Annotated in this window: 22 protein-coding genes; 9 read left to right on the top strand and 13 right to left on the bottom strand. The window is 73.1% G+C overall.

Going from position 1 to position 25,058, the window contains the following annotated elements:
• Positions 1–17: 17 nt before the first annotated feature.
• Both AQI95_RS13035 and AQI95_RS13030 read right to left on the bottom strand, forming a co-directional pair.
• Positions 18–1,460 carry a family 2B encapsulin nanocompartment shell protein gene (locus tag AQI95_RS13035; protein ID WP_067121754.1) on the bottom strand — a complete coding sequence of 481 codons (1,443 nt, stop codon included), beginning with the start codon at positions 1,458–1,460 and terminating at the stop codon, positions 18–20.
• Between the two features lie 226 nt (positions 1,461–1,686).
• Positions 1,687–2,694 (bottom strand): zinc-binding alcohol dehydrogenase family protein, encoded by a 1,008-nt coding sequence (locus tag AQI95_RS13030; RefSeq protein WP_208614181.1) that lies wholly within the window; start codon positions 2,692–2,694, stop codon positions 1,687–1,689.
• A 176-nt stretch (positions 2,695–2,870) separates the two neighbouring features.
• Between AQI95_RS13030 and AQI95_RS13025 the strand changes: the two genes are divergently transcribed.
• Complete coding sequence (locus AQI95_RS13025; protein ID WP_067121748.1) at positions 2,871–3,665, top strand: VOC family protein; 795 nt, start codon at positions 2,871–2,873, stop codon at positions 3,663–3,665.
• 77 nt (positions 3,666–3,742) lie between these two features.
• The gene (locus AQI95_RS13020; protein ID WP_067121745.1) at positions 3,743–4,438 is read left to right on the top strand and encodes a ribonuclease H family protein; all 696 of its coding nucleotides are present in this window, start codon (positions 3,743–3,745) and stop codon (positions 4,436–4,438) included.
• Positions 4,439–4,448: 10 nt separating this feature from the next.
• On the opposite strand, the gene melC2 is transcribed toward AQI95_RS13020, so the two are convergent.
• Together melC2 and melC1 are read right to left on the bottom strand one after the other, a co-directional pair.
• Positions 4,449–5,270 (bottom strand): tyrosinase MelC2, encoded by an 822-nt coding sequence (gene melC2, locus AQI95_RS13015; RefSeq protein ID WP_067121742.1) that lies wholly within the window; start codon positions 5,268–5,270, stop codon positions 4,449–4,451.
• A 35-nt stretch (positions 5,271–5,305) separates the two neighbouring features.
• Complete coding sequence (gene melC1, locus AQI95_RS13010) at positions 5,306–5,695, bottom strand: apotyrosinase chaperone MelC1 (protein WP_067121739.1); 390 nt, start codon at positions 5,693–5,695, stop codon at positions 5,306–5,308.
• 342 nt (positions 5,696–6,037) lie between these two features.
• Between melC1 and AQI95_RS13005 the strand changes: the two genes are divergently transcribed.
• From AQI95_RS13005 to AQI95_RS12995, 3 genes are all read left to right on the top strand, one after another.
• Positions 6,038–6,859: a lipase family protein gene (locus AQI95_RS13005; protein ID WP_208614164.1), complete on the top strand. Its 822-nt coding sequence runs from the start codon at positions 6,038–6,040 to the stop codon at positions 6,857–6,859.
• Between the two features lie 98 nt (positions 6,860–6,957).
• Positions 6,958–8,439, top strand: a complete 1,482-nt coding sequence (locus AQI95_RS13000; RefSeq protein WP_067121736.1) for an MFS transporter — start codon at positions 6,958–6,960, stop codon at positions 8,437–8,439.
• Positions 8,436–9,026, top strand: a complete 591-nt coding sequence (locus tag AQI95_RS12995; RefSeq protein ID WP_067121734.1) for a TetR/AcrR family transcriptional regulator — start codon at positions 8,436–8,438, stop codon at positions 9,024–9,026. Before AQI95_RS13000 ends, AQI95_RS12995 begins: the two co-directional genes overlap by 4 nt.
• A gap of 7 nt (positions 9,027–9,033) precedes the next feature.
• On the opposite strand, the gene AQI95_RS12990 is transcribed toward AQI95_RS12995, so the two are convergent.
• Positions 9,034–10,752, bottom strand: a complete 1,719-nt coding sequence (locus AQI95_RS12990) for a cholesterol oxidase substrate-binding domain-containing protein (RefSeq protein ID WP_067123012.1) — start codon at positions 10,750–10,752, stop codon at positions 9,034–9,036.
• A gap of 153 nt (positions 10,753–10,905) precedes the next feature.
• Here AQI95_RS12990 and AQI95_RS12985 point away from each other — a divergent pair, with 153 nt between their 5' ends.
• Both AQI95_RS12985 and AQI95_RS12980 read left to right on the top strand, forming a co-directional pair.
• The gene (locus AQI95_RS12985; protein ID WP_067121732.1) at positions 10,906–11,889 is read left to right on the top strand and encodes an aldo/keto reductase; all 984 of its coding nucleotides are present in this window, start codon (positions 10,906–10,908) and stop codon (positions 11,887–11,889) included.
• A 53-nt stretch (positions 11,890–11,942) separates the two neighbouring features.
• On the top strand, positions 11,943–12,452 hold the full coding sequence (locus AQI95_RS12980; RefSeq protein WP_067121725.1) for a DUF6328 family protein: 510 nt from the start codon (positions 11,943–11,945) through the stop codon (positions 12,450–12,452).
• A gap of 123 nt (positions 12,453–12,575) precedes the next feature.
• Here AQI95_RS12980 and AQI95_RS12975 read toward each other — a convergent pair whose 3' ends face one another.
• The 8 genes from AQI95_RS12975 to AQI95_RS12940 all read right to left on the bottom strand — a co-directional run bounded on the left by AQI95_RS12975 (position 12,576) and on the right by AQI95_RS12940 (position 21,443).
• Positions 12,576–13,001, bottom strand: a complete 426-nt coding sequence (locus tag AQI95_RS12975; RefSeq protein WP_067121723.1) for an SsgA family sporulation/cell division regulator — start codon at positions 12,999–13,001, stop codon at positions 12,576–12,578.
• Between the two features lie 85 nt (positions 13,002–13,086).
• Positions 13,087–14,127 (bottom strand): hypothetical protein, encoded by a 1,041-nt coding sequence (locus AQI95_RS12970; protein WP_208614163.1) that lies wholly within the window; start codon positions 14,125–14,127, stop codon positions 13,087–13,089.
• 98 nt (positions 14,128–14,225) lie between these two features.
• On the bottom strand, positions 14,226–15,797 hold the full coding sequence (locus tag AQI95_RS12965) for a serine/threonine-protein kinase (RefSeq protein WP_067121719.1): 1,572 nt from the start codon (positions 15,795–15,797) through the stop codon (positions 14,226–14,228).
• A gap of 197 nt (positions 15,798–15,994) precedes the next feature.
• Positions 15,995–16,969, bottom strand: coding sequence for a threonine/serine dehydratase family protein (locus tag AQI95_RS12960; RefSeq protein ID WP_067121711.1), 975 nt, complete (start codon positions 16,967–16,969; stop codon positions 15,995–15,997).
• A gap of 116 nt (positions 16,970–17,085) precedes the next feature.
• Entirely contained in the window at positions 17,086–18,105 is a 1,020-nt protein-coding gene (locus AQI95_RS12955) for a polyprenyl synthetase family protein (RefSeq protein ID WP_067121708.1), read from the bottom strand.
• On the bottom strand, positions 18,102–19,145 hold the full coding sequence (locus AQI95_RS12950; RefSeq protein WP_067121706.1) for a tetratricopeptide repeat protein: 1,044 nt from the start codon (positions 19,143–19,145) through the stop codon (positions 18,102–18,104). The genes AQI95_RS12955 and AQI95_RS12950 overlap by 4 nt, the downstream gene beginning before the upstream one ends.
• 169 nt (positions 19,146–19,314) lie before the next feature.
• Positions 19,315–19,992 (bottom strand): AIM24 family protein, encoded by a 678-nt coding sequence (locus AQI95_RS12945; RefSeq protein WP_067121704.1) that lies wholly within the window; start codon positions 19,990–19,992, stop codon positions 19,315–19,317.
• A gap of 56 nt (positions 19,993–20,048) precedes the next feature.
• On the bottom strand, positions 20,049–21,443 hold the full coding sequence (locus AQI95_RS12940; RefSeq protein WP_244188725.1) for a CAP domain-containing protein: 1,395 nt from the start codon (positions 21,441–21,443) through the stop codon (positions 20,049–20,051).
• Positions 21,444–21,828: 385 nt separating this feature from the next.
• Between AQI95_RS12940 and AQI95_RS12935 the strand changes: the two genes are divergently transcribed.
• Together AQI95_RS12935 and AQI95_RS12930 are read left to right on the top strand one after the other, a co-directional pair.
• On the top strand, positions 21,829–23,616 hold the full coding sequence (locus AQI95_RS12935; RefSeq protein WP_067121701.1) for a M4 family metallopeptidase: 1,788 nt from the start codon (positions 21,829–21,831) through the stop codon (positions 23,614–23,616).
• Between the two features lie 189 nt (positions 23,617–23,805).
• Positions 23,806–25,023: an SGNH/GDSL hydrolase family protein gene (locus tag AQI95_RS12930; RefSeq protein ID WP_067121697.1), complete on the top strand. Its 1,218-nt coding sequence runs from the start codon at positions 23,806–23,808 to the stop codon at positions 25,021–25,023.
• The last annotated feature ends 35 nt before the right edge of the window (positions 25,024–25,058 follow it).

Here is a 25,058-nt window from a genome sequence, read left to right as displayed (position 1 = left end):
GACTGCGCTCCAGACCGTCAGTCGGCGGTCCGGCCGAGCTGGACGTTCTCCAGGACGCCCGCCGCGTCCGGGACCAGGATGGCCATCGAGTAGTAGGCGGTGACCAGGTAGTTGATGACGGCCTGCTCGTTGACGCCCATGAAGCGGACGTTCAGGCCCGGCTGGAACTCCTCCGGGATGCCGGTCTGGTAGAGGCCGACGACGCCCTGGTCCGCCTCGCCGGTGCGCAGCGCGATGATGCTGCTGGTGTGGTCGTCATTGATCGGGATCTTGCTGCACGGATAGATCGGGACGCCGCGCCAGGCCGGGACCTCGTGCCCGTCGACGCTCGCGGTGCCGGGGACCAGGCCGCGCCGGTTGCACTGGCGGAAGAAGGCCGCGATCGCCTTGGGATGCGCCAGGAACACCTTGGTCTTGCGGCGCATGGACAGCAGTTCGTCCATGTCGTCCGGGGTCGGCGGGCCGGTGAAGGAGCTGATCCGCTGCCCGTAGTCGATGTTGTGCAGCAGCCCGAACTCGCGGTTGTTGACCAGTTCCCACTCCTGGCGCTCGCGGATCTCCTCGACCGTGAGGCGCAGCTGCTGCTGGGTCTGGTCCATCGGGTTGTTGTAGAGGTCGGCGACCCTGGTGTGCACCCGCAGCACGGTCTGGGTGAGCGACAACTCGTATTCCCGCGGGGCGAGTTCGTAGTCCACGAAGCCGCCGGCCAGGGTCTCCTCGCCGACATGGCCGGCCTGCACCGGGACCTCGGCTTCGCCCTTGCGGTTCATCGGCAGCCGCTGCCGGTCGGCGTACGCCCGCAGATGGGCGCCCAGCGACGGCGCCCGGTCCATGACCTCTTCGACGACGGCCCAGGGCAGCGTCAGCACCACGCCCGCGGTCTCCGCCCGGACCGAGGTGAGCCACAGCGGATCCGACTGCCCGACCGCCTCGTCGCCCATCTGGTCGCCGTCGGTGACGACCCCGACGATCTCCTCCTCGCCGTACTTGCCTTCCGCGTACCGGGTGAACCGGCCGTGCACCACCAGATACGCCTCGGTGACCGGCTGACCGGCCTCGAACAGCACCTGCCCGGCGCGCACGTCGCGGCTCTGGAAGCGGCCGGCGATCTCCGTCAGCACGTCCAGGTCGTCGTAGCCGCGCAGGATCGGCAGTTCGGTGAGCGTGCGGGGGATGACCCGGATGTCGTCCCCGCCGTTCTGCTCGAAGCTCACCCGGCCGCGTCCGGTGCGCAGTTGGAGGCGCCGGTTGACCCGATAGGCACCGCCCTTGACGTCCACCCACGGCAGTGTCTTCAGCAGCCACCGGGAAGTGATGGCCTGCATCTGCGGTTCGGTCTTGGTGGTCGTGGCGAGCTGACGTGCCGCTCGCGTGCTCAGGCTGGTGAGCTGCCGGTCGGCGGTCGGATCGGGGTCGGGCTCGTCGACGGCGGAACCGACGACGCTGTCCGGTGTGGACACATTCCCTCCAGCGGAGAGGTGAACAGGGAGGCCTGAAGAGTCGGTGGTGCGCGAGTTGACGGTGCGCAGGGACAAGCCAAACAGCCGAGATGATCTCCGGATACGGCGCAAAGGGGGCGGTTGCGTGCCGTGGTTGCGTAAACCCGTTGTCAGGGGTGGAAAAGGGCGCGTCGCATGATCATGCGCCGGTCGCCCGCTCTTGTGCCCGGCACCGGTGGGGTTGGACTCAGGAAAGGTCGTTCACCAGCACCGCGGCCCCGTCGAAGCGGCCGGCCTTCAGGTCCCGCAGGGCCCGGGGCGCCGCGGAGAGCGGATAGGCGTGCGTGGTCGCGCGGACGGCGTACCGGGCGGCCAGCGCGAGGAACTCCCGCCCGTCCGCCCGGGTGTTGGAGGTGACGCTGCGCAGCTCCTTCTCGTAGAACAGCTCGGTCTCGTAGCGCAGCGGGGGTACGTCGGTCAGATGGATGCCGGCGACGGCCAGTACCCCGCCCCGGTCCAGCGCGCGCAGTGCGACAGGGACCAGCTCACCGGCCGGGGCGAACAGGATCGCGGCGTCCAGCGGCTGCGGGGGCCGGTCCGTGAGGCCGCACGCCGAGGCGGCACCCAGGCCGAGGGCCAGCTCGCGGGCGGCGGGCTCCCGGGTGACCACGTGCACGATGGCGCCCTCGGCGAGCGCCACCTGCGCGCACAGATGGGCGCTGCCGCCGAAGCCGTACAGCCCGAGCCGGCCGCCCGGCGGGAGCGAGGTCCGCCGCAGCGCGCGGAAGCCGATGATCCCGGCGCACAGCAGCGGCGCCGCCGCCACGTCGTCCAGGGCGCCCGGCAGCGGGTAGGCGAAGGCGGCCGGGACGGTGGTGTACTCGGCGTAGCCGCCGTCGGTGTCCCAGCCGGTGTACTCCGAGCGCGGGCACAGGTTCTCGGCGCCCCGCGCGCAGTACGCGCACACCCCGTCCGTGCGCCGCAGCCAGGCCACGCCCACCCGGTCGCCCACGGTGAGGCCCCGCACGCCGGATCCGGCCCCCTCGACCACGCCGACGACCTCGTGCCCGGGGGTCACCCCCGCCCGGCGCGCCGGCAGGTCGCCCTCGGTGACATGCAGGTCGGTCCGGCACACCCCGCAGGCCCGCACCCGCACCAGCAGCTCGTCGGGGCCGGGCACCGGCACCGGCCGCTCCACGAGCCGCAGCGGGTCCTGCGTGACCGGTCCGGGCCGCACCACCGACCAGGCACGCATCGTCGCCCGTGTCATCGCGTCCGCCCTTCAGAAGGCAGCGGTCCCCCGCCTCCAGTGTCCCGGCGGCCGGGCCGCTCGGCGCGCGGGCCGGCGGCGGGATGACTAGCGTGAGCCTCGGGCACTGCGCCCGAGGCGGGGACCATCCGTACGGGACACACACCAGGAGGGCCGCGAGCATGGCCGTGCAACCCGAGGGAACGCCCTGTTGGGCCGATGCGATGTTCAGCGACGTCGAGGGGGCCAAGCGCTTCTACAGCGACGTCCTCGGCTGGACCTTCGGCGAGTCGTCGTCGGAGTACGGCAACTACACGCAGGCCTACGCGGGCGGCAAGGCGGTGGCCGCGGTCGTCCCGCCCATGCCCGGACAGGAGGGCCAGTCGCAGTGGTGCCTGTACTTCGCCTCGCCGGACGCCGCCGCCACCGCCGGGAAGATCCGGGAGAACGGCGGCGAGGTGTTGATGGAGCCGATGCAGGTCGGCGACTTCGGCACGATGTGCCTGGCCCGGGAGCCCAGCGGAGCCGTCTTCGGCGTCTGGCAGGCCGGCACCCACGAGGGCTTCGAGGCCGTCGCGACCCCGGGCGCCTACTGCTGGGCGGAGGTCTTCACCCGGGAGCCCGAGAAGGCTGACACCTTCCTGTCGGCCGTCTTCCCGTACCGGATGAAGCAGATGCAGGACCAGGCCGTCGACTTCCGGATGTTCGACGTGGGTGACGACACCGTTCTCGGCCGGATGAAGATGACCGACGACTTCCCGCCCGAGGTGCCCTCGTACATCAACGTCTATTTCACCGTCGACGACTGCGACCAGGCCGTGGAGCGTGCCGTCAAGCTCGGCGGAGTCCTCCGCTTCGGGCCGATGACCAGCCCCTTCGGCCGGTTCGCGGCCCTGAGCGACCCGCAGGGCGCCGACTTCTCCGTGATCGACATCACGACCACGCAGGGCGAGATGCCGACGGCCACCGACGTCTGACCGGCCGGCCGCGCGGGGGCCGCCCTCCGCGCTGCGCCCGTCGCCGGACGCGGCACGGGCGCCCGCGCGGTCATGGCATGATCGTGGACATGCGTGAACGTGTGGTGGCCGCGTGCGACGGGGCTTCGAAGGGAAACCCCGGACCGGCCGGATGGGCGTGGGTGGTCTCCGACGACGAGCGGACCGCCGCCCGCTGGGAGGCGGGCCCGCTCGGCCGCGCCACCAACAACGTCGCCGAACTGACGGCCCTGGAGCGGCTGCTCACGGCCGTCGCGCCGGATGTGCCGCTGGAGATCCGGATGGACTCCCAGTACGCGATGAAGGCCGTCACCACCTGGCTGCCGGGCTGGAAGCGCAACGGCTGGAAGACCTCGGCCGGCAAGCCGGTCGCCAACCAGGAGCTGGTCGTGCGCATCGACGAGCTGCTCGACGGCCGGTCGGTGGAGTTCCGCTACGTCCCCGCCCACCAGGTCGACGGCGACCCGCTGAACGACTTCGCCGACCGTGCCGCCAGCCAGGCCGCCTCCGTCCAGGAGCCGGCCGGCAGCGCGGTCGGCTCTCCCGAACCGCCCGCGTCGCCCGACACCCCGAAGGCCGGGGCCGCCCCACGCAAGAAGGCGCCCCGCCGCACCGGCGGCGCGGCGTCCTCCCGCACCATCAAGGCGAAGTTCCCCGGCCGCTGCCCGTGCGGCCGCTCCTACGCGGCCGGCGAGTCCATCGCCAAGAACGCGCAGGGCTGGGGCCACCCGGAGTGCCGTACGGCCGAGGCCTGAGGGGCCGTCCTCAGCTGTCGAAGGTGTAGAACTTCGTGTGGTCCAGCAGATCCGCCGGACGCACGTCGTTCCACGGCTTCATCGTCTCGTCCAGGTCGACGACGTCCGGTGTGCCGCCGGTCGGCGCGTAGCCCGCGCCCGGGTGGCGGCGCTGCCACTGCGCCCACAGCTTGTCGACGTAGGCGTGGTGCAGCCAGAACACCGGGTCGTTGGGGGAGACCCCGGTGGCCATCTGCCCGCCGACCCAGACATGGACCCGGTTGTGCAGATTGACCCCGCGCCACCCCTCCAGGTTGTTGCGGAACCCGTCCGAGGCGCTGTTGTACGGCGCCATGTCGTACGTCGGTATCGACAGCACCGACTCCACCTCCGCGGGCGTCGGCAGCTCGCGCACGGCCGTGCCGAGCGAGCGGCGCAGGAACGAACGGCCGTCCACGCGTATGGTCATCGGCCAGTTGCCGGCCGACGCGGAGAACGGGCCGTCCATCACCCGGCCGTCCGCGCTGCGCCCGGTGCCGCCGAGGAAGTCCGGCGCCCACAGCGCGGCACGTGTCGTGCGGTCGGTGCTCCAGTCCCAGTACGGCAGCGCGACCGAGGAGTCCACCGACTGCAGCGCCTGCTCGAAGTCGAGCAGGAATCTGCGGTGCCAGGGCAGGAAGGACGGCGAGCGGTGGCCGGTCCGCTCGCCGCTGTCGGTGTCCGACATGATGAACTCGTTGTGCGTGCGGACGAACTCGTCGTAGCGCCCGTTGCGCTTGAGCTCCAGCACGGCGCCTACGAAGCGCTTCTTCTCGTCGGTGGTCAGGGCGGCCTGGTTCTTGCGTACGGTCATGGTGCGCGATGCTCCGAAAGTCCTTGCGGGGGCGGTCAGTTGGTGGGGAAGGGCAGCAGCGGGGCGCCCTGCAGCTCGTCCACCGCGGCACGGGCGGCGGCGCGCGGGGTGGCCATCGGGTCGTAGTGGCTGACGACGCTGATCCAGCTGCCGTCGGCATTGCGCATCACGTGCAGCGGGACACCGTCGATCAACACCTCGAATCCGCCGCCGTGTTCGTGGTGGTGACCCCCGCCGCTCATCGGACGGCCCTGTATCCGGCGGCCCTTGTAGACCTCGTCGAAGGTCGAGGGGGGCTGCGGCATCGGCATCGGGTGGTCGTGGCCCGCGGCCGAGGCCGCGGGTGCCGCGAGGGCGGCGACGGCGGCCGTCGTGGCGAGGGCGGCCGTCGCGGTGAGCGCGCGGCGGCGGGTGATGTCGGGCATGCGGTCCTCCTGGAGGGTGTTCCGGTGGTGACGACGCATGCCTATCGGGGGCTGGGGGACCGGAAGAAATCGCCCGGAACCGGTTGGCTATGATCCGGACAATTGCCCACATGTCGTACAGTGTTGAACCAAGATGATCTTGCTGGGGGTGAGGGAGGTTTCGCCCCGGAACGGGGAATTCCTTGCCGCGGCGGCCGTGATTCCGGTGATCCTTCTCGCCCGCCGTCCGTTCGAGTGGCCCGGCTCACCACGGCAAACTGGCGCGATCGCGGAACCCGCACGCGCTGCTACCCTGCGGAGCCGTCCGAACACTTTGAGTGACTCTCAGGGGGTTTCTGTTCCATGCCCGTGCCCGACTCGTTCGACCAGAGCTCCTCCGGCTACAGCCTGCAGCGCGCCTACTGGCTGGCCCGCGCGGCCGATCTCGCCTACAAGGACCGTGCCACCATCGAGGACCAGGCCGCGAAGTGGGGCTTCGACCGGGTGCGGCACCACGAGACCCGGTTCACCCCGCCGTTCCCGCTGCAGGACACCCAGGCGTACACGATGGCCGGCGACCGGATGATCGTCATCGCGTTCCGGGGCACCGAACCCGCGCAGATCAAGGACTGGCTCTCCGACGCCACGACCCCGCCGAGCCCCGGGCCCGGCGGGAACGGCTACGTCCACCACGGCTTCGCCGAGGCCCTGCGCTCGGTGTACCCGGAGGTCGTCGACGCCGTCGCGGAACTGCGCGGCGACGGCCAAAGCGTGTATCTCGCCGGACACAGCCTGGGCGGGGCGCTCGCGATGCTGGCCGGCGCCCGGATGTATCTGGAGGACCCGCACCTGGCGGCGGACGGCGTGTACACCTACGGCCAGCCGCGTACCTGCGACCGGCTGCTCGCCGAGGCCTTCCACCAGGGGTTCGGCGGCCGGATGTACCGCTTCGTCAACAACAACGACATCGTTCCCCAGCTGCCGCCCGAGCCCGTGTTCACGCATGTCCGGGCCCTGCGCTACATCGACTCCGGCGGCAGGCTGCACGAGAGCATGCCGATGTTCTCGGCCCTCGCGGACCGGGCCAAGGGGTTGGCCTCCGACGCCTTCGCACCCGCCTCCGACGGCATCCGCGACCACTTCATGCGCAACTACCTGTCCGCCCTGGAGAAGAACCTCGCCTGAGGGGTGCACGGAGGCGCGGGAAACATTGGTGAATGGCGATTCACTCGATAGGGTGAATTGTCATTCACCGAGCAGCCGTGCCGTCCACAGGAGCGCCGATGGACCAGCCCGCCCCGATACCCCAGCCACCAGCCGCGGCGCCCTCGCTGCGGGACCGGCTCACCATCCCGGTGCTGGCGTCGGGCGGCATCCTCATGGCGGTCATGCAGACCGTCGTCGTCCCCCTGCTGCCGGACCTGCCGCGGCTCACCGGCGCGTCCGCCGCGACCGTCTCGTGGACGGTCACCGCCACCCTGCTGTCCGGCGCCGTCCTCACCCCGGTGCTCGGCCGGGCCGGCGACATGTACGGCAAGCGCCGGGTGCTGATCTGCGCGCTCGCCCTCATGACCGTCGGCTCCGTGCTGTGCGCCCTGACCTCGGACATCGGCGTGCTGATCGCCGCCCGCGCGCTGCAGGGCGCCGCCGCCTCCGTCGTACCGCTGTCGATCAGCATCCTGCGTGACGAACTCCCGCCCGAGCGGCGCGGCTCGGCCGTGGCGCTGATGAGTTCCACCGTCGGCATCGGCGCGGCGCTCGGCCTGCCGCTCGCCGCGCTCGTCGTCCAGTACGCCGACTGGCACACCATGTTCTGGCTGACCGGCGCCCTGGGCGCGGCGGGCGTCGCGGCGACCTGGTGGGCGGTCAAGGAGTCGCCCGTGCGCGAGCCCGGCCGCTTCGACGTGCCCGGCGCGCTGGGCCTGACCGCCGGACTGGTCTGCCTGCTGCTCGGCGTGTCGCAGGGCGGCACCTGGGGCTGGGGGAGCGCCCGCGTCCTCGGGCTGTTCCTGGCGGCCGTCGTCGTCCTCGCCCTGTGGTGGTGGCAGCAACTGCGCACCCGGCGGCCGCTGGTCGACCTGCGGCTGGTCTCCCGGCCCCGGGTCGGCCTGTCGCACGTGGCCGCCCTGCTGACCGGGTTCGCCTTCTACGCCAACTCGCTGGTCACCGCCCAGCTGGTGCAGGCGCCGAAGGCGACCGGCTACGGCCTCGGCCTGTCGATCGTCGCCACCGGCCTGTGCCTGCTGCCCGGCGGTGTGACCATGCTGCTGCTCTCGCCGCTGTCGGCCCGCATCTCCGCCGCGCGGGGACCGCGGATCACCCTCGCGCTGGGCGCCGCCGTCATCGCCTGCGGCTACGCCGTCCGCATCGCCGACAGCCGCGACCTGTGGATGATCATCCTGGGGGCCACCGTCGTGGCGACCGGGACCACCCTCGCCTACTCCGCGCTGCCGACCCTCATCCTGCGGGCCGTCCCGGCCGCGCAGACCGCCTCCGCCAACGGCGTCAACGTCCTCATGCGCACCATCGGCCAGGCCACCTCCAGCGCCGCCGTCGCCGCCGTCCTCGTCCACCACAGCAGCCCCGTCGGCGGCGTCCCGATCCCCACCCTGCACGGCTATCGGCTCGCCTTCGCGATGGCGGGCGTCGTCGCCCTCGTGGCCTGCGCGGCCGCGCTGACCATCCCGGGCGACGGCCCCGCGGACGACACCCGCCCTGCCGGCGCCGCCGAGGGCGCCCGCGACGAGGCGCTGGAGGGAGCGTGAACGCGGCGCGCACCCGGCCCGGCACCACCGCCCCGGCACGCCGTGACGCCGAGGAGACGAAGGCCGCCATCCTCACGGCCGCCCGCCATCTGCTGGCCCGGCACGCACACGCCGACATCACGCTCAAGGCGGTCGCCGAACGGGCCGGAGTCAGCCCGCCGTTGATCGTGAAGTACTTCGGCAACAAGGACACCCTGTTCGCCCGCGTGATGTCCTTCGACACCGACGCGGACGCCCTGCTGGACGCGCCGCTCGCCGACCTCGGCCGGCACATGGCCCGGCACGTCGTCGCCAGCCAGCGCGAGCGCGGCACCGACCCGCTGCTGCGCATCGCCTTCGCCCCGCTGCACGGCGACCACGGCGACATCCTGCGCGCCAACTTCCGCGCCCAGGTGACCGATCGCCTCGCCGCCCGGCTCACCGGCGCCGACGCGGGCCTGCGCGCCGAACTCGCCGTCGCCGCGCTCGTCGGCCTCGGCGTGATGTACGGCATCGCCCGCGGCCCGCGCCTGCGCGCGAGCGACATCGACACCATCGCCGACCGCTACGGAGCGCTCGTGCAATCCCAGTTGACCCCCGGGACCTGAGGACTGGTCAGTCCAGGAGCCGGTCCAGGAAGGCGTTGCCGAACACCCGGTGGGGGTCCAGTCGGTCCAGGGTCGCCACCGCCTGCCTCCACACCGAGGGCCCGAAGGCCGCGGGCACGGCAGTGCCGAGCACCTCCTCGTCGCTCCAGGCGGCGTCGGTCGTGTAGCCCCACCCCTTGGACCACTCCACGCGGGTGAGGGCGTGCCCGCCGTCGCAGGTGTCCAGCAGGAACCGCTCCAGCTCGCGCAGGAACGCCTCGGCGTACGGGGTGCCGGGCAGGGTCAGCACGTCCAGCCACACCGCCGAGTCCCACTCGGGGCGGTCCGCGTACGGCCGCAGCGCGGACAGCAGGGGCGCCTGCGCGCCCGGTACGCCGGTGTCGCACGGGTGGTCGAGACCGCTGACCCGGATCTCCACCGGGCCGTTGACCGGGAAGCGGCCCCGTGCCGCGTACGCGGTCAGCAGCTCCCGGTAGTACCGCGTGAACTCGTGCACCACCCGCTGCACTCCGGCCCGCGCGGTGAGCACCGCGTACCCGCTCGCGGTCACCCGCAGCGTGGTCGGCCGCACGTACAGCAGCGTGTTCTTCGACGGTCCCCACAGATCGGCACAGTCCGTGGCCGCGAGCCCCAGCGAGGCCACGGCCAGCTGCGCCGCCCCGAGTTCCGGCGCCAGGTACCAGGCGGCGTCCGCGACCAGGCGCCCCACCAGATCGGCCACGGGCGTCGGCACGCTGTCGGAGAAGGGGTAGTTGTACGGCGCGGTGACGTGCCGTGAGCCGGTCGGCCGCACCGGAGCGAGGCTCCATTCCTTCAGCCACGGGAACTCGGTGAAGGCGAACCAGATCGCCTCGACCCGGCCCGACCGCCGCAGCCGGCTCTCCAGGGTGCGACCGCCGGAGCCGGGCGCCGCGAACAGCTCGCGGGCCGGGATGTCGGTGCGGCTGACACAGCGCAGCGGGGTGTCCGGGCCGACCCGCAGCACCACCTCGGTGACGAGGGCCCGGCCGAGATGCGTGAGCAGCGCGGCGCAGTCCGCCTCCTCGCGGCGGAAGGTCCGCAGGCCGTACGCCCCTTTGCCCGCGTCCCACACCACCGCCGTCAGTTCCAGGACACGATTGCTGAGCGAGCCGTACGTGCTGCCCGGCAGGGGGCGTTCGCCGTCGGCCGGCACGGCGGTGCCGTGCGCGTCGATCGCCAGGGCGCCGCCCAGGGTCAGATCGCCCGGCGCGGGCGTCGCGGTGAGGCCCAGCCCGTGCCCCTCCAGGAACGTCAGCAGCGCCTCCAGGGTGACTCCGGCGCCGGCCCGGACCGCCGAGTCCGACTCCAGCGTCGGCCCGGTCGGATGCGCGGCCATGTCCACCAGCAGGACACGGCTGTCCGCCCCCGTCCCCTCGGTGATCGTCAGCGGCGACCAGCCGTGGGAGCGACCCCGCGCCCGGACCCGCCAGCCGCTGCGCCACGCCCAGTCGACCACGGCGAGCACCTGCTGCGGTCCGGTCGGCGCGCAGGCCCACAGCCCGTCCGCGGTGATCTCACCCGCCCAGTTGCGGTACGCCGAGCGGTACAGCGCCACCCGCGCCGGAAAGCCGGGGAGTTCGGCCGCGGCCACGGCCCGGTCAGCCGTCCCCAGCACCGGTACGGCGGCCAGCCCGGCAGCGCCGCGGAGCAGGCCGCGCCGGCTCAGCGGACCCGAACCGACGCTCAGGGGAGGGGAGTTGTCCATGGAGCGATCGATCACGTGGTCACGCTAGGGGCCGCCGCGCGCTTCCCCCGCGCCGTGTCGACGCATCTCACCCGCGCGGGTGAAAGGCACGCCGGACGCCCGCCGGAGCGGGCCGTTCCGGCGGCCCCGGGCGCCGGGTGACAGACTGACACCATGGACGAACGCGCATTCAGCAGGTCGGGTCAGTGGGCATCGGTGATCGGTCTCGGCACATGGCAGCTGGGCGCCGACTGGGGCGAGGTGGACGACAAGGAGGCCCTGTCCGTCCTCGAGGCGGCGGCCGAGGCCGGGGTCACCTTCTTCGACACGGCCGACGTGTACGGCGACGGACGCAGCGAGGAGACCATCGCCTCGTTCCTGCTGGGCCGGCCCGACCTGCACGTGATGGTGGCGACCAAGATGGGCCGCCGCGTCGACCAGATCCCCGAGAACTACGTGCTGGACAACTTCCGCGCCTGGAACGACCGTTCGCGCCGCAACCTCGGCGTCGACCGCATCGACCTGGTTCAGCTGCACTGCCCGCCCACGTCCGTCTACTCCGACGACGCGGTGTTCGACGCCCTGGACACCCTCGTCGAGGAGGAGCGCGTCGCGGCCTACGGCGTCAGCGTGGAGACCTGCGCCCAGGCACTGACCGCGATCGCCCGGCCGAACGTGGCGAGCGTACAGATCATCCTCAACCCGTTCCGCATGAAGCCCCTGTACGAGGTGGTGCCCGCCGCCCGCGAGGCCGGGGTCGGCATCATCGCGCGCGTGCCGCTCGCCTCCGGCCTGCTGTCCGGCAAGTACACCAGGGACACGGTGTTCGCGGCCGACGACCACCGCACCTTCAACCGGCACGGCGAGGCCTTCGACCAGGGCGAGACCTTCTCCGGCGTCGACTACGGGAGCGGTGTCGAGGCCGCCGCCGAGTTCGCCGCGCTCACCCCCGAGGGATACACCCCGGCCCAGCTGGCGCTGCGCTGGATCGCCGAGCAGGACGGTGTCACCACGGTGATCCCCGGCGCCCGCAACCCGGAGCAGGCCCGTGCGAACGCGGCCGCCGCCAAGCTGCCGCCGCTGCCCCCGCAGACGTTCACCGCGATCCGCGAGCTGTACGAACGGCGGATCAGGGCCCAGGTCGAATCCCGCTGGTAGGCACCCCGACGGGCGCCGTTTGAACGGACGGCCGGAGGGTTACACGCAATCGCATGACGCAGGACGGACGGCGCACGGGGCGTGACGAGACCGAGGAGGAGCGGGCCGACCGGATGTGGGTCGAACTCATCCAGGAGGTCCGCGTCGCCCAGACGGGCGTGCAGATCCTCTTCGGCTTCCTGCTGACCGTCGTCTTCCAGCAGAAGTACGCCCAGCTCGGCCCCGCCGACCAGAGCATCTACATCGGGACCGTCGTGGTGGGCGCGTGCGCGACCGGAGCCCTCATCGGACCGGTGTCCCTGCACCGCCTGGTGGCCGGCCGCCGGGTGAAGCCGCAGGCGGTGCGGCTGGCGTCCCGGATGACGTCCGTCGGCCTGATCATGCTCCTGGTGACGATGGCCTCGTCCGTGCTGCTGATCCTGCGGGTGGCCACGCGCGACGGCTATGTGCCGTATCTGGTGGCGGCCGTCGTCGTCTGGTACCTGGTCTGCTGGTACGGCCTGCCGCTGTGGGCGCGGCGCAGGCACCCGGCGGATGCCAGTGATCGTCAGGAGCGGCGGTGACGCTCCGGCACGACCGGGAAGAAGCCCCGCGTCAGGCGCCCCACGCCGACACGGCGGGGCCGACGGCCCTCACGCCGCCCCGTGGTGGGCCCGGCCGGAGCGCGCGGGCACGAGTACGGCCGCTCAGCCCGCGGCGAGGATCTCGGCCAGCAGCTCGTCGACCGGCACGTGTTCGCGGCCCCGCGGGACGACCCGGTGGGTCTCCCGCAGGAACGCGGCGACCGCGGGCGCCCAGGCGAACACCATCGCGTGGTGCCGGCCGCCGTCCGGCCGGACGGCCCCGAGGAACTCCATGCACAGCTCGTGCCATGCACCGGACCCGGCCGGCCGCAGCCGCACGTCCCCGGTGCCGACCGGCCGCAGCAGACCGTCGGCGAGCATCTCCCGGTCCAGCCGCCAGCAGGCCAGCACCCGCCCGTCGTGGCCGAAGACGGCGGTGACGGCGAACGGGTCGGCGCAGTCGTAGCCGAGATGGGCGAACACCGGACACCCGCCGGTGCCTTCCGCACGCAGCTCCACCACCAGGGTGTGGTGCACGGACGAGTTCACGCGAGGGGCCTCCGGCGACGATCGGCTCAGGATTCTCTCGTACCCAGTGCCGCCCGCAACGAGTACTCCGAGCCGCCCCGAACGCTCACTCCTGCGAAGGATTGCGGCCGGTTCCGCGCAGCGCGGCCAGACAGCCGCCGATGGCCTGCTGGAGTTCCTCCAGCCGCTCGACCATGTCGTCCTCGTAGAAGTCCTGGGCGTCGTCGAAGGTCAGCTCCTCGAACGCCTTGGTCGCCTTCTGCAGGCTGCTGTAGAACTTCGTCCGCCGCTCCTGGACACGCAGTTCGGGGTCGGCCTCGACCGTCTCGACGACGAGCGACTTCATGGTGTCGTAGGCCTCGGCGGCCCACCCGCCGGTGTCCTCGCCGTCCTCCAGCTCGTCGATCAGCGACAGATGGCGCTCGGCCTCCTCGCGCAGCTCCACCGGGGCGTCGACGGTCTGCCCTGCCGGGGTCCTGATCTGCCCGGACTCGGCGATCTGCCGGACGTAGCCGATCCGGTCGGCGGACCGGCTCTCGGTCGCGACGGCCTTCTTCAGGTCGTCGGTCCGTACGACGTCACGCGCCAGCTCCGCCTGCAGCTCGGGGTCCTCGCGCACCCGGTCCAGCAGGGCCGCGCGCGCCGCGCGGGCGGTGGAGGGGTCGGCGAGGATCGCGGCGCGCAGCGCCGTCGGGTTCTCGGCGACCTCCAGCGCCTTGGTGGGGCGGATGCCCTCGGCCTCGGCGGCCTCGGCGATCGCGGTGCCGCGCTCGGAGGTCGCGCTGTTGCGGGAGACGTAGTAGCTCAACCACACGTCCGCGTCCGGCAGTTCCACGTCCTGCCCGGGCTGGAGGGCCTCGAAGTGCGGCACCATCCCGTCGTCGGCGGCCCGGTCCCAGGCCTTGTAGTAGCGCATGACGCGCTCCGGGGAGCAGTCGGCGAGCTGGGCGAACTCCTTCGCCGACACCTTCGGCGTCTCTGCGGCGGCCTGCCCGCCGGGCCGCACACTGCGGGCCACCAGCAGCGCGAAGGCCCAGCTTCCGGCGCGGGCGTAGCCGCCGAACGCACGGGCGTCACGCGCCACCAGGTCGGACAGCGGCGGTGCGGCCGGTGCGGACGTCTCGGACGGGTCGATGACCAGGGTCACGGGTGACTCTCCTGCGAGCATGTTCAGGGGACTGCGAGGATCTTCGAAGGCCCGCCCCCGGGAAGCGGACGCGGACGCGAAAGCCTATCGGGCCTCGGTCAGTCCTCGGGCGCGCGGAACGTCTGCAGGATCGTCTTCAGCGCCAGCCGGTTCGCGGCGTCGTCCCAGGCCGCGGCCGGCGTGGTGAAGCGCAGCGAGAGGCCGTCGCCGCCGCCCGGCAGGAGACCGCGCCCGAGGGTGTGCACCCGCGCGCTCCCCGTCCGGGCCAGCCACTCCAGGTCGGCGGCCCTGTGGCCCTGGTAGGTGGTGGCCCGGACGGTGCCGACGCGCTGATAGCCGGGGAGCCGCGCCAGCTCCGGTTCGACGTCGTCCCGCCAGATCGCGACCGGGTCCGGGCCCACGTGCTCGCTGTGCGTGACGGCGAGGGTGGGGCCGGCGCCGCCGTGGCCGAAGGTGATGCGGTAGGCGCCGGTGACACGGGAGGTGACCAGCCGCCGCCAGCCGTCGGGCAGGGCGACGGAGAAGCCCTCCGGGGCGCTGTAGCGGTGGTAGCCGGCCGGCAGGGCGGGCGCGGTCGGGGCGGTCGGCGTGGGGCTCGCCGAGGGCGTCGGGGCGGCGCCTGTGCCTCGGCCGCCGGGGCCGGCCGAGGCGGTGGCGTGGTCCGGTGGCCGCGCGGCGGTGGTGCCCGGCAGGTGGTGGGTCGCGGCCAGGACGGCGGCGGCGACCGTGACCACGGCCAGTGCGGTCCCGGCCGCCGACGCCCGTCCGCTCCGCTCCCGCCCGGCCGCGCGCACCCTGCGGTACGCGCCGCGCAACCGGGGCACCGGTGCCGGTTCCCGGTCGGCGTCGGGGTCCTCGTCGAGGGTCCGGACCAGCGCCTCGCGGACCACCGGCCGGCTCAACCGCTCCCGTGAGCTCTTGCGCAGCAGACCCTGCACGACCTGGGTGAGCGGACCCGTGCGCAGCGGGGCGCGCAGCGGCAGCCGGTCCACGGCCTCCAGGGTGGCGTCGGGCCGGCCGCGGTCCCGGAACGGCGGGCGCCCCTCCACCGCCGTGTACAGCAGCGCGCCCAGCGCCCACAGGTCGGCCGCCGGTCCGACGCGCTCGTCGCGGGCCTGCTCCGGCGAGGCGTACGACGGAGCCGTGAGCCGCGGCACCAGGGTCGCGCCGGCCAGCCCGAACCCGGTGACGACGACGGGGCCGCCGTCCCGCACGAACACCTGGCCGGGGCTCAGCTCGCCGTGTGTGATGCCCGCGTCGTGCGCGGCCTGGAGCACATCGAGCAGCTGCAGGCCGATCCGGGCCGCCCGTACCGCGTCGAACGCGCCCTCGCGGTCGAGGAGTTCGGCGAGCGGCGTGCCGTCGATCCACTCGGTGACCGTCCACAGGGCGCCGGCCTCCACCACCGCGTCGACGACCGCCGCGACCTGGCCGGGACACAGCAGCCGCATCGTCTCGGACGTCCGTACGACGCGGGCGGTGACCCGGCGTGCGGCGTCGTCCCCGCACGAGTCCGGCAGGGCGGTCCGGGCGACCAGCCGGGGCTGCTCGGCGGCCACGTCCTCGGCGAACCACCACAGGCGGTTCGTCTCGCGGGCGAAGACCTCCAGGAGCCGGTAGCGGCCGGCGACCAACTCGTGTGCGAAGACGTGCGCCTTGACCATGGTCATCCCTCGCTGAGAACCCCTGTCGTGTGTCTCACAGGGGTACGCGGCTCACGCGGGGGTGCGTTCAAAGAATCCGTGACTGGCGCGCCTTCCTGCCTTTCATTCAATTCTCCCAAACGGCCCGCGAGTTGGGGATGGCCGCACAGGCAACCGTTCGACCTGCGGGTAACCGAGGGTAGATGCCCGGATGCGGCCAGGACTCACAGCAGTGCGAACCGGTCGGCCCACCCGGTGAGTTCGCGTGGTGTCGTATTGCCGCCGCACACCACGAGTCCGATCCGGGCGCCGTCGCCGACCCGTGCCGCCACCTGCCGGGCCGCCGACAGCAGACAGCCCGCGGCCGGCTCGGCCCAGACCTTGGCGTGGTCGGCGAGGTCGAGACAGCCCTGCACCGCGTCCCGGTCCGAAACCACCAGCACCTCCTCGACCAGCGCGGACACATGGTCGTACGTCAGCTGGGAGACGGACGGCGCGCTGAGCGTGGTCACCACGGACGACAGCGGCACGGGCACCGGGCCGCCCGCCTTCAGCGCGGCCGACATGGCCTCGGCCCCCTCGGTCTCCACACCCCACACGCGCACCCCGGGACGCCGGGCGGCGAGGGCCGCCGCGACCCCGGCGATCAGCCCGCCGCCCCCGATGCTGACGACGACGTCCGTCAGCCGCGCCCCCTCGATCGTCTCGACGTCCTCGGCCAGCTCCAGCCCGACCGTGCCCTGTCCGGCGATCACCACCGGGTCGTCGAACGGGTGGACCAGGGTCAGCCCCTCGTCCCGCAACCGCGTCACCAGCTGGAACGCGCTGTCCATGCCGTCGGTCAGCCGCACCGACGCCCCCGCCTCCCGGACGAGCGCGAGGGAACGCGCGGGCGCGGTACGGGGCATGACCACGGTCGCCTTCACATCGAGGGCGGCGGCCATCACCGCGAGGGCGATGCCGTGGTTGCCGCCGCTGACCGCGACCACGCCCGCCGCGCGCTCGGCCGCGCCGAGCGAGAGCAGCTTGGCCGTCGCCCCGCGCGCCTTGAACGAGCCGGTGCGCTGGAGCAGTTCGAGCTTGGCGATCACCGGGACCCCGAGCAGCGCGGTCAGACCCGGGCTCGCCACGGTCGGTGTCCGCACGACCTGTCCGGCGATCCGCTCCGCCGCTGCTTCGATCTCCTGGATGCCGATCAAGGTGCTCCACCCTTCCGGCGCGGGGGTGGGAGCCGCGCCGATCGCACCCTGACCCGCGCGCACCGCCGGGGTCAACACGGTTTCACCGGGCGAACGCGCAGGGCCACCGCTCGCGGTCACAGGTCGCGGTCCACCAGATGGTCCAGCAACCGGAACAGGTCCCGGGCTGCCCCGGCGGCCAGGGGCGCCTGTGCCAGCAGGGTCCGGGCGGCGGCCGTGTGCGTCCGGGCCTCGGCCAGTGCCGCGGTTCGGCCGCCCGCCGCCTCGATCAGCGCGGCGGCCTCCTCGGCCCGCTCCGGCGCGTCGAGCAGTTCGGGCAGCCCACGGGCCTCGGGGGAGCCGAGCGCGGCCAGCACGGGGTACGTCCTCTTGCGCTCCCGCAGATCGCCGCCCACGGGCTTGCCGGTGACCGCCGGATCGCCCCACAGCCCCAGTACGTCGTCGACCAGTTGGAAGGCGACGCCGAGATGGCGTCCGGCCCGGTCCAGCGCGTCGGCCGTGGCTTGGTCCGCCCCGCCGAGCACGGCGCCCAGCGCGGCGGCGCAGCCCAGCAGCGCGCCCGTCTTGCCCTCCGCCATCGCCCGGTACTCCCCGGGCGTCACCCGCTCCGGGCCGGTGCACGGACGGGTGGCGAACAGCAGGTCGTCGGCCTGCCCGTGCACCAGATCGGCGAGCGCCGCCGACAGCAGCCGCACGGTGCCGGCGCTCTGCGGAGCGGCGGCGAGGGTCTCCACCGCGAGCGCGAACAGGGCGTCGCCGGCGAGCACGGCCGGGCCCGTGCCGTACGCCTTCCACACGGCGGGGCGACGACGCCGGGTCGGGTCGCCGTCCATGATGTCGTCGTGCAGCAGCGAGAAGGCGTGGACCAGTTCCACCGCCACCGCCGCGGGGACGCCGGCCCGCCCGTCGGCGCCCGCGGCCTCGGCGCCGAGCACCGCCAGCGCCTGCCGTACGCCCTTGCCGCCCGGCGCGACGGCGGGCGCCCCGCCGACCTCGCACCAGCCGAAGGAGTACCCGGCCATCTCGGCCATCCACGGATGCAGCCGGCCCACCGCCTCGCGCAGCGCCGGCCGCACCAGGTCACGGCAGCGGGCGAGGACCTCGGGCGCCGACGGCGGGGCTTCGAGCGCGGTCATCGGGCGACCACGGCCGCGTCGAGGCCGAACTCCTCCTGGGCCCGGGACACCATCTCGCGGGCGTGCTTCAGCCCGCTGCGTTCCAACGTCCGGGCCAGATCGGCGAGTTCGGCCGCCGTCTCGGCGCGGTCCCGGCCCAGCTGCGCCAGCGACTTGGCGAGCCCCAGCCGGGCGAGCGCCTCGCCGCGCGGCTCGCTCATCGCACGGAACTCCTCCAGCGCCCGCTCGTACAGCTCCCGCGCCTGCGCGTAGCGCCCGGCCCGGTACAGGACGTTGCCGCGCATCTTGTGGTTGTAGGCCAGCGCGCTGGAGAGGTTCATCGCCCGGCAGCCGGCCTCCGCCTGCGACAGCAGCTCCAGCGCCCCCTCGGTGTCCTTGTCGCGCACCGAGAGGATGTCGGCGAGTCCGCGCAGCGCCCAGGCGTGCCCGCGCCGGTCCTCCGCCTTCTCGGCTATGCGCGCCGCCTCCTCGAACAGCGCGTACGCCCGGTCGTGGTCGCCGGTGTTGCGGTGCATCTGCGCGATGCCCTCCAGCGCCCACACGGTGTGCCGGGCCTCCCCGCGCCTGCGCGCCTCGGCCAGCAGCTGCTCGTGCAGCCGGCCGACCGCCGCGTAGTCGCCCTGGATCCGGCCGGTCTCCGCGAGCCCGGCCAGTGAGTAGCCGCGGACGACGACGTCCCCGCCGCGCTCGCCGAGTTCCGCCGCGAGCCCGAGCAGCCGCCAGGCCAGCGGGAAGGCCCCGCGCTGGCGGGCGAGGGTGCCGCCGCTCCACAGGGCCCACGCCATCGCCGCCGTGTCGCCGGCCGTACGGGCGGCGCGGTAGCTGGCCTTCCAGGCCCGGTCGGCGTCCTCGACATGACCGAGCCGCCGGTGTGCCTCGGCGACGGCGAGCCCGCAGCGGGCCGCCTCGGCGGGGCGTCCGGACCGTTCGGCCTCACGCAGCTTCTCGATGCCCTCCGCCAGCACATCGACCAGCGAGGAGTTCACGGACAGAGTGGTGAGGGCGCCCTGGTACTCGGGAGCGAAAGCCTTGCCGTACATGCGTGCCTTTCTATGCACGACGTGTATACATCTTGGGTATACATCACGTGTATAGGGTGCGGGGAATACGCCCCGGCCGAATCGACCGGGGCGTGTCGGTCTGTTGTGGATCAAGACGCAGGTACGGCGAGGAGGGTTGCCCGTGCCGTGTGGATCACCCTGTGAAGGTTCAGTGCTGCTGGGTCTTCTGCGGGGTCGCCTCGCTCGGCCGCACCACGACGAAGCCCTCGCCCTGGAGCATCAGCTGCACCGCCTCGCCCGAGCCGCCGCGCAGCATCGAGCCGATGGACTGGGACCGGTGCAGCGAGGTCTGCAGATGTGCGGTCCAGCCGACCACCGCGTCCGTGTCGGCGTACACCGGGGACCCTGCGGTGACCGGGATGACCAGCGGATTGCCCTCGCAGACCAGACCGAGCCGGCCCTGCCCGCCGAACACGCTGTTGAACAGGCCGCCGCCGGCGATGCCCGACCCCTTCACCGTCTTGATCTCGTACGAGAGCGAGGCGTCGAAACACAGGACGTTGCGGCCGTTGACCGTGAACTGGTCGCCGGGCTCGACCTCGACGACGAAGCAGTTCTGCGCCTCGTGCGCGAACCAGGCCTCGCCCTGTCCGCGCACCGTCATGAGAGGCAGCCCCTCGCCGGTGACGGCACGCTTCAGCATGCCGCCGACCCCCTGCCCCTTGCGTTCGAACTGGAGGCTGCCCCGGTAGGCGACCATCGCGCCCTGGCGGGCGTACATGTCGCCGTTCACGGCGTACTTGATGCACTTGGCGTTCTCGACGGACATGCCCGGCTCCACGGCCGGCCGCACCACGTGCGCACTGGAAAAGAGATCACCCTTCATGCAGGGCATGGTGTCCCGGACGGTGCCCTTCCGCCAAGATCGCGGAAAGTGCCCGGTCAGCCACCGAACAGCTGGGTCCAGTAGGTGCCCGCCCGGCCGCCGCCCGCGAAGCCGACGCCGATGTGGCCGAACTCCCGCTTCAGGATGTTGGCGCGATGGCCGGGACTGTTCATCCAGCCGTCCACGACCTCGGCGGGGGAGCGCTGGCCGCAGGCGATGTTCTCGCCGACGGTGCGCAGCCGGGACCCCGCGGCGGCGGCCCGGTCCCAGGGCTGGGAGCCGTCGGGGGCGGTGTGGTCGTAGAAGTCGCGGGCCACCATGTCCGCGCAGTGCGCCTGCGCGGCGACGGTGAGCAGCGGGTCCACCGTCAGCGGCGGGAGCCCGGCCCGGCCGCGCTCGGTGTTCGTGAGCGCGACGACCTCGGCGGCCGTGTGCGACAGCGCGTCCGGGGTGAGCGGAGCGGCCCACAGCGCGGTCCAGTACCGGTCGCCGGCGTCGGCGCGGGCCAGGGCGGCGTGCCGAAAGGCCGGGTCGAGCAGGGTGCGCCGGGGCCGTGGCGAGTCCAGGCAGTACTCCACGAACTCGGCCGGGGAGCGCGGGCCGGACACGAGGTGCTCGCCCACGGCGACGTAGGCGTACCCGGCGGCGGTGATCCGCTGGTGCACCGAGACGCCGTCCCGCCCCTCGGCGCCGAGCCGCCCGGCGTCCGCCATGGCCCGGGCGTGGGACCGCGCGGCGGAGCCGAGCCGCGGATCGGGGCCGACGGCCGGCGAACCGGCCCGCGCTCGGGCCGAGTTGACCAGGCGCAGGAACTCGTCCGCCGGGCCGTCGGCCGAGCCGTCCGCGAGTCGGCCGGAGGCCGGGCCGGGGCGGGGGCCGGTCACGGTGGCCGTGGTGGGTGCGGCGGGTCCGGTGGGTGCAGCGGGTGCGGCGGGTCCGGCGACGGCGGACGTCGTCTGCACGGCATCGTCCAAGACGTCCACCCCGAAGTCCCGGGCGAGCCCGGCCAGTCCGTCCGCGTAGCCCTGCCCGACCGCCCGCAGCTTCCAGCCGATGCCCGGGCGCAGATACAGCTCGGCGAGCAGCAGTACGGTCTCCGGGCCGAGGCGCGGCGGAGTGAACCGGGCGATCGCCCGCCCGGAGCCGTCCGCGACCTCCAGCCGGGGCGCGGGCAGCCGTCCGAGCGGCGTCCCGGGCTCGGCGGCGCTCAGCACCACCGTGACCCGGCCTGCACCCCCGCGCAGTCGGGCCGGTTCCACGACCAGAGCGTCGTCGCGCAGTCGGACACCCGGCGCCCGGGGCTGGTTGTAGAACACGAAGTCGGCGTCGGACCCGACCCTGCCGTCCGCGCCGCCGACGAGCCCGGACACGTCGAAGGGCCCGGCCACGCGCAGCAGTACCGCGCCGGCGGGCAGCGGCACATTGCCCCCGGCGACCAGCTCGGTCGTCACGCAGAGGACAACGCCCGCACCTCGGGAGGAAGTTCCCGCGAACCGGCATGAAAGGGGCGCCGATCCCCGATCGGGGTGCCGAGGGCTCGGCGAACACCCCCCGCGTCGGTGCGATATCGGTCACATTCCGGCCCTGGAACCCGGGGGAATGAGCCAACGTCTCCACAGTCGACACACAGTTGGTCAGCTGGTGATCACTCTGTGGTGCACATTCGTAAAGGATTGTCATAGAAGATCGCGAAATCGATCATTCCGTCTTTACGTGCACATGACGGATCCGTAAAGGTACGCCTCGGGGCCCGACCAGCCCCCGTGACGCCGAACCGCGTCATGTCCCAAGGCGGTTGGTGATCCCCGCTGCCTTCCATCGAAGGAACTCTGATCCTTGCGTAGACCGCACATACGCAGCGTCGCTGTCGCCATCGCGGTGACGACGGCTGCCACGGGCCTTGCCGGTACGGCTTTCGCGGGTCCCGACACGGGGGTGGAGCGGTCCTCGGCCTCCACCACCTCGAACGCCACCGCGGTGGTGGAGGCGGCCCGCACGGCCGCCTTCGCCCACACCGCGGCGACCGGCGTCTCCCAGGGCGACGAACTGCACGCCCAGGACGTGATGGCCGACCCCGAGGGCGCCCGGCACGTCCGGTTCGTCCGCACGCACGACGGCATGCCCGTCCTCGGTGGTGACCTCGTCGTCCACCTCGACCACAAGCTGGCGTACACGGGCGTGACCCGGGCCGCCGACCAGGCCGTCAAGCCGGCCACCACCCGGGCCAAGCTGACCGCGGGCCAGGCCGCCGCCAAGGCCGCCCAGGCGGCGAAGGGCGAGGCCGACAGCGCACAGCTCGTCGTCGACGCGCGCGGCGGCGCCGCCGCCCTGGCCTACCAGGTCACGGTGACCGACGAGCAGGGCACCAACACCGTCGTCGTCGACGCCGTCACCGGCAAGGTGCGCAGCAACACCCCCGACAGCGACGAGTTCCTGTCGCCGAAGCTGCTCGCGAACCTGCGCAAGCACGGTGAGACGCTCGACCCGGCGACCGGCGCCGCCTCGGCCTCCCCCGAGGCCGGCCTGCTCGGATCCGGCGTCTCCGGCGCCACGCGCTACCCGTCGGCGGCGAGCGGCACCGGCAAGACCCTCTTCGTGGGCAGCGTCGGCCTGACCACCACGCAGACCTCGCGCGGCCACTACCAGCTCAAGGACCCGAGCCGGTACGGCACCGAGACGCGCGACGCCAAGGGCAAGACCACCGAGAAGTTCAGCTCGGGCACCGCGTTCACCGGCACCACCAACGTGTGGGGCAACGGCACCACCAGCAACCGGGCCAGCGCCGCCGCGGACGCCCAGTACGGCATCACCAAGACGCTGGACTTCTACAAGAACACCTTCGGCCGCAAGGGCATAGCCAACAACAGCAAGGCTGCCCAGGGCATGGTGCACTGGGGCAACAAGGTCGCCAACGCCTTCTGGGACCCGACCTGCAACTGCATGCTCTACGGCGACGGTGACGGTCAGACCTTCAAGAAGCCGCTCGTCGTCCTCGACGTCACCGGCCACGAGCTGACCCACGGCGTGGTGGACGCCACCGCGAAGCTGGAGCCGACCTACGTCGACTCCGACGGCAACCAGTACGGCGAGCCCGGCGCGCTCAACGAGTCGCTCGCGGACATCTTCGGCTCGAACGTCGAGTTCTACGCCAAGAACGCGAAGGACACGCCGGACTACCTGATCGGCGAGAAGCTGGGCCTCGCGCAGAAGTTCCTGCGCCGCCTCGACCACCCGTCGCTCGACAAGCTCGAGGGCACGATCGACTACTGGTCGTCGGACACGTACTACACCGAGGTGCACGCCGGTTCCGGCGTCTCCTCGCACGCCTACTACCTCCTCGCGGAGGGCAGCGGCAAGAAGACGATCAACGGGGTCGCGTACGACTCGCCGACCTACAACCGCTCCACGGTCACGGGCATCGGCCGCACCAAGGCCACCGCGATCTTCTACCGTGCGCTCACCCGTTACATGGTCTCCACGACCGACTTCCACGACGCGCGCGTCGCGACGCTGAAGGCGGCCAAGGACCTCTACGGCGCGAACAGCACCGAGTACAAGACGGTGGACAAGGCGTGGGGCGCGGTCAACGTCACCGCCGCCAACACGCCGGCTGCCCGTCACTGACGGACCGCCGCACCCCAGGATGCCCCGCCTCGCGCGGGGCATCCGCATGTCCCCGCTCCCGTGCGCCCCGTCCGCCGAGGTGCGTGTCCGCGGTGTCGGCGGGACCATGACCTCCGTGGAGCACACAGGCACGTCCCGGACGGACCGTACGCGCTCCGTCGGGAACGTCTCGCTCGGGGACCTTGCCCGGTGACCGGCCGGACAGGACGCGGCTGCCGCGTCGCCGCCGCCCTGCTCACCGCCGTGGCCTGCGGACCCGCGCCCGCCCGCGCGGCCGCCCCGCCCCCGTCCGCCGAACGCGTCTTCGGGGTCGTGACCTGGGCGGCGAGCGCCGACCGCATGGGCGAGGGCACCGCGGGCCGGGGCTACCGGCTGATCGTGCACCTCAGCGTCGGCGGCACCGGCCTGCGCGTCCGCGTCACCAACGCCTTCGGCGACCGGCCGCTCACCCTGGACAGTGGCTACGCCGGCCTGCGCGGCCGGGGCGCCGCACTGCGCCCCGGCAGCAACCGGCGGCTCACCTTCGGCGGCGCCCGCACGCTCACCGTGCCCGCCGGTGCCGTCGCCTGGAGCGACCCCGTGCCGGGCACCTGGCCGGCCGGCACCGACCTGGCCGTCAGCCTGCACACCCCCGACGCGGCCGGCCCGGCGACCGGACACTGGATGGCGCTGCAGACGTCGTACACCGCCCATGGCGAGCACACCGCCGAGGACGGTGCCCGCAACTGGGCCGGGACGACCGGATCCTGGTGGTACCTCGACGCCGTGTCCGTACGGCCGTCCCGCGCGGGCACCGGGGCCGTGGCCGTGCTCGGCGACTCGCTCACCGACGGCCGGCAGTCCACCCCCGACCGCGACCGTCGCTGGCCCGACGATCTGGCCCGGCGCCTGAACACGTCCCGCACGCACATCAAGGGCGTCGCCGACGAAGGACTCTCCGGCAACAAGGTCCTCGCCGACGACGCCGGGCCGAGCGCCCTCGACCGGCTGCACCGGGACGTGCTGTCCCAGCCCGGGGTGCGCACCGTGTTCCTCTTCGAGGGGGTGAACGACCTCAAGGCGCACACCGGGGTCACCGCGGCCGAACTGATCGCCGGGTACCGAAAGATCGCCCGGCGGGTGCACGGCGCCGGGAAGTGCCTGGTCGTCGCGACCGTAGGCCCGTTCAAGGGCTGGCCGGAGTGGGACACGGCCGCCGAATCGGTGCGGCAGGAGGTCAACCGGTTCCTGCGCACCGGCCGGGACTTCGACGCCGTGACCGACTTCGACCGCGTCCTGCGCAGCCCGGACGACCCCGAGCGGATCCGGCCGGCCTACGACGGCGGCGACCATCTGCACCCCGGCGACAGGGGGATGCGGGCCTTGGCCGACGCCGTCGACCTGGACGACCTGGACTGCACCCGCTGACCCGGCCCGGCGCGTGCGGCCCCGTGCCGTCCCGG

The organism is Streptomyces yokosukanensis (assembly GCF_001514035.1).
Lineage (GTDB): Bacteria > Actinomycetota > Actinomycetes > Streptomycetales > Streptomycetaceae > Streptomyces > Streptomyces yokosukanensis.
Note: the sequence above shows the minus strand (reverse complement) of the source record. Positions and strands in the feature narration are given on the sequence as shown.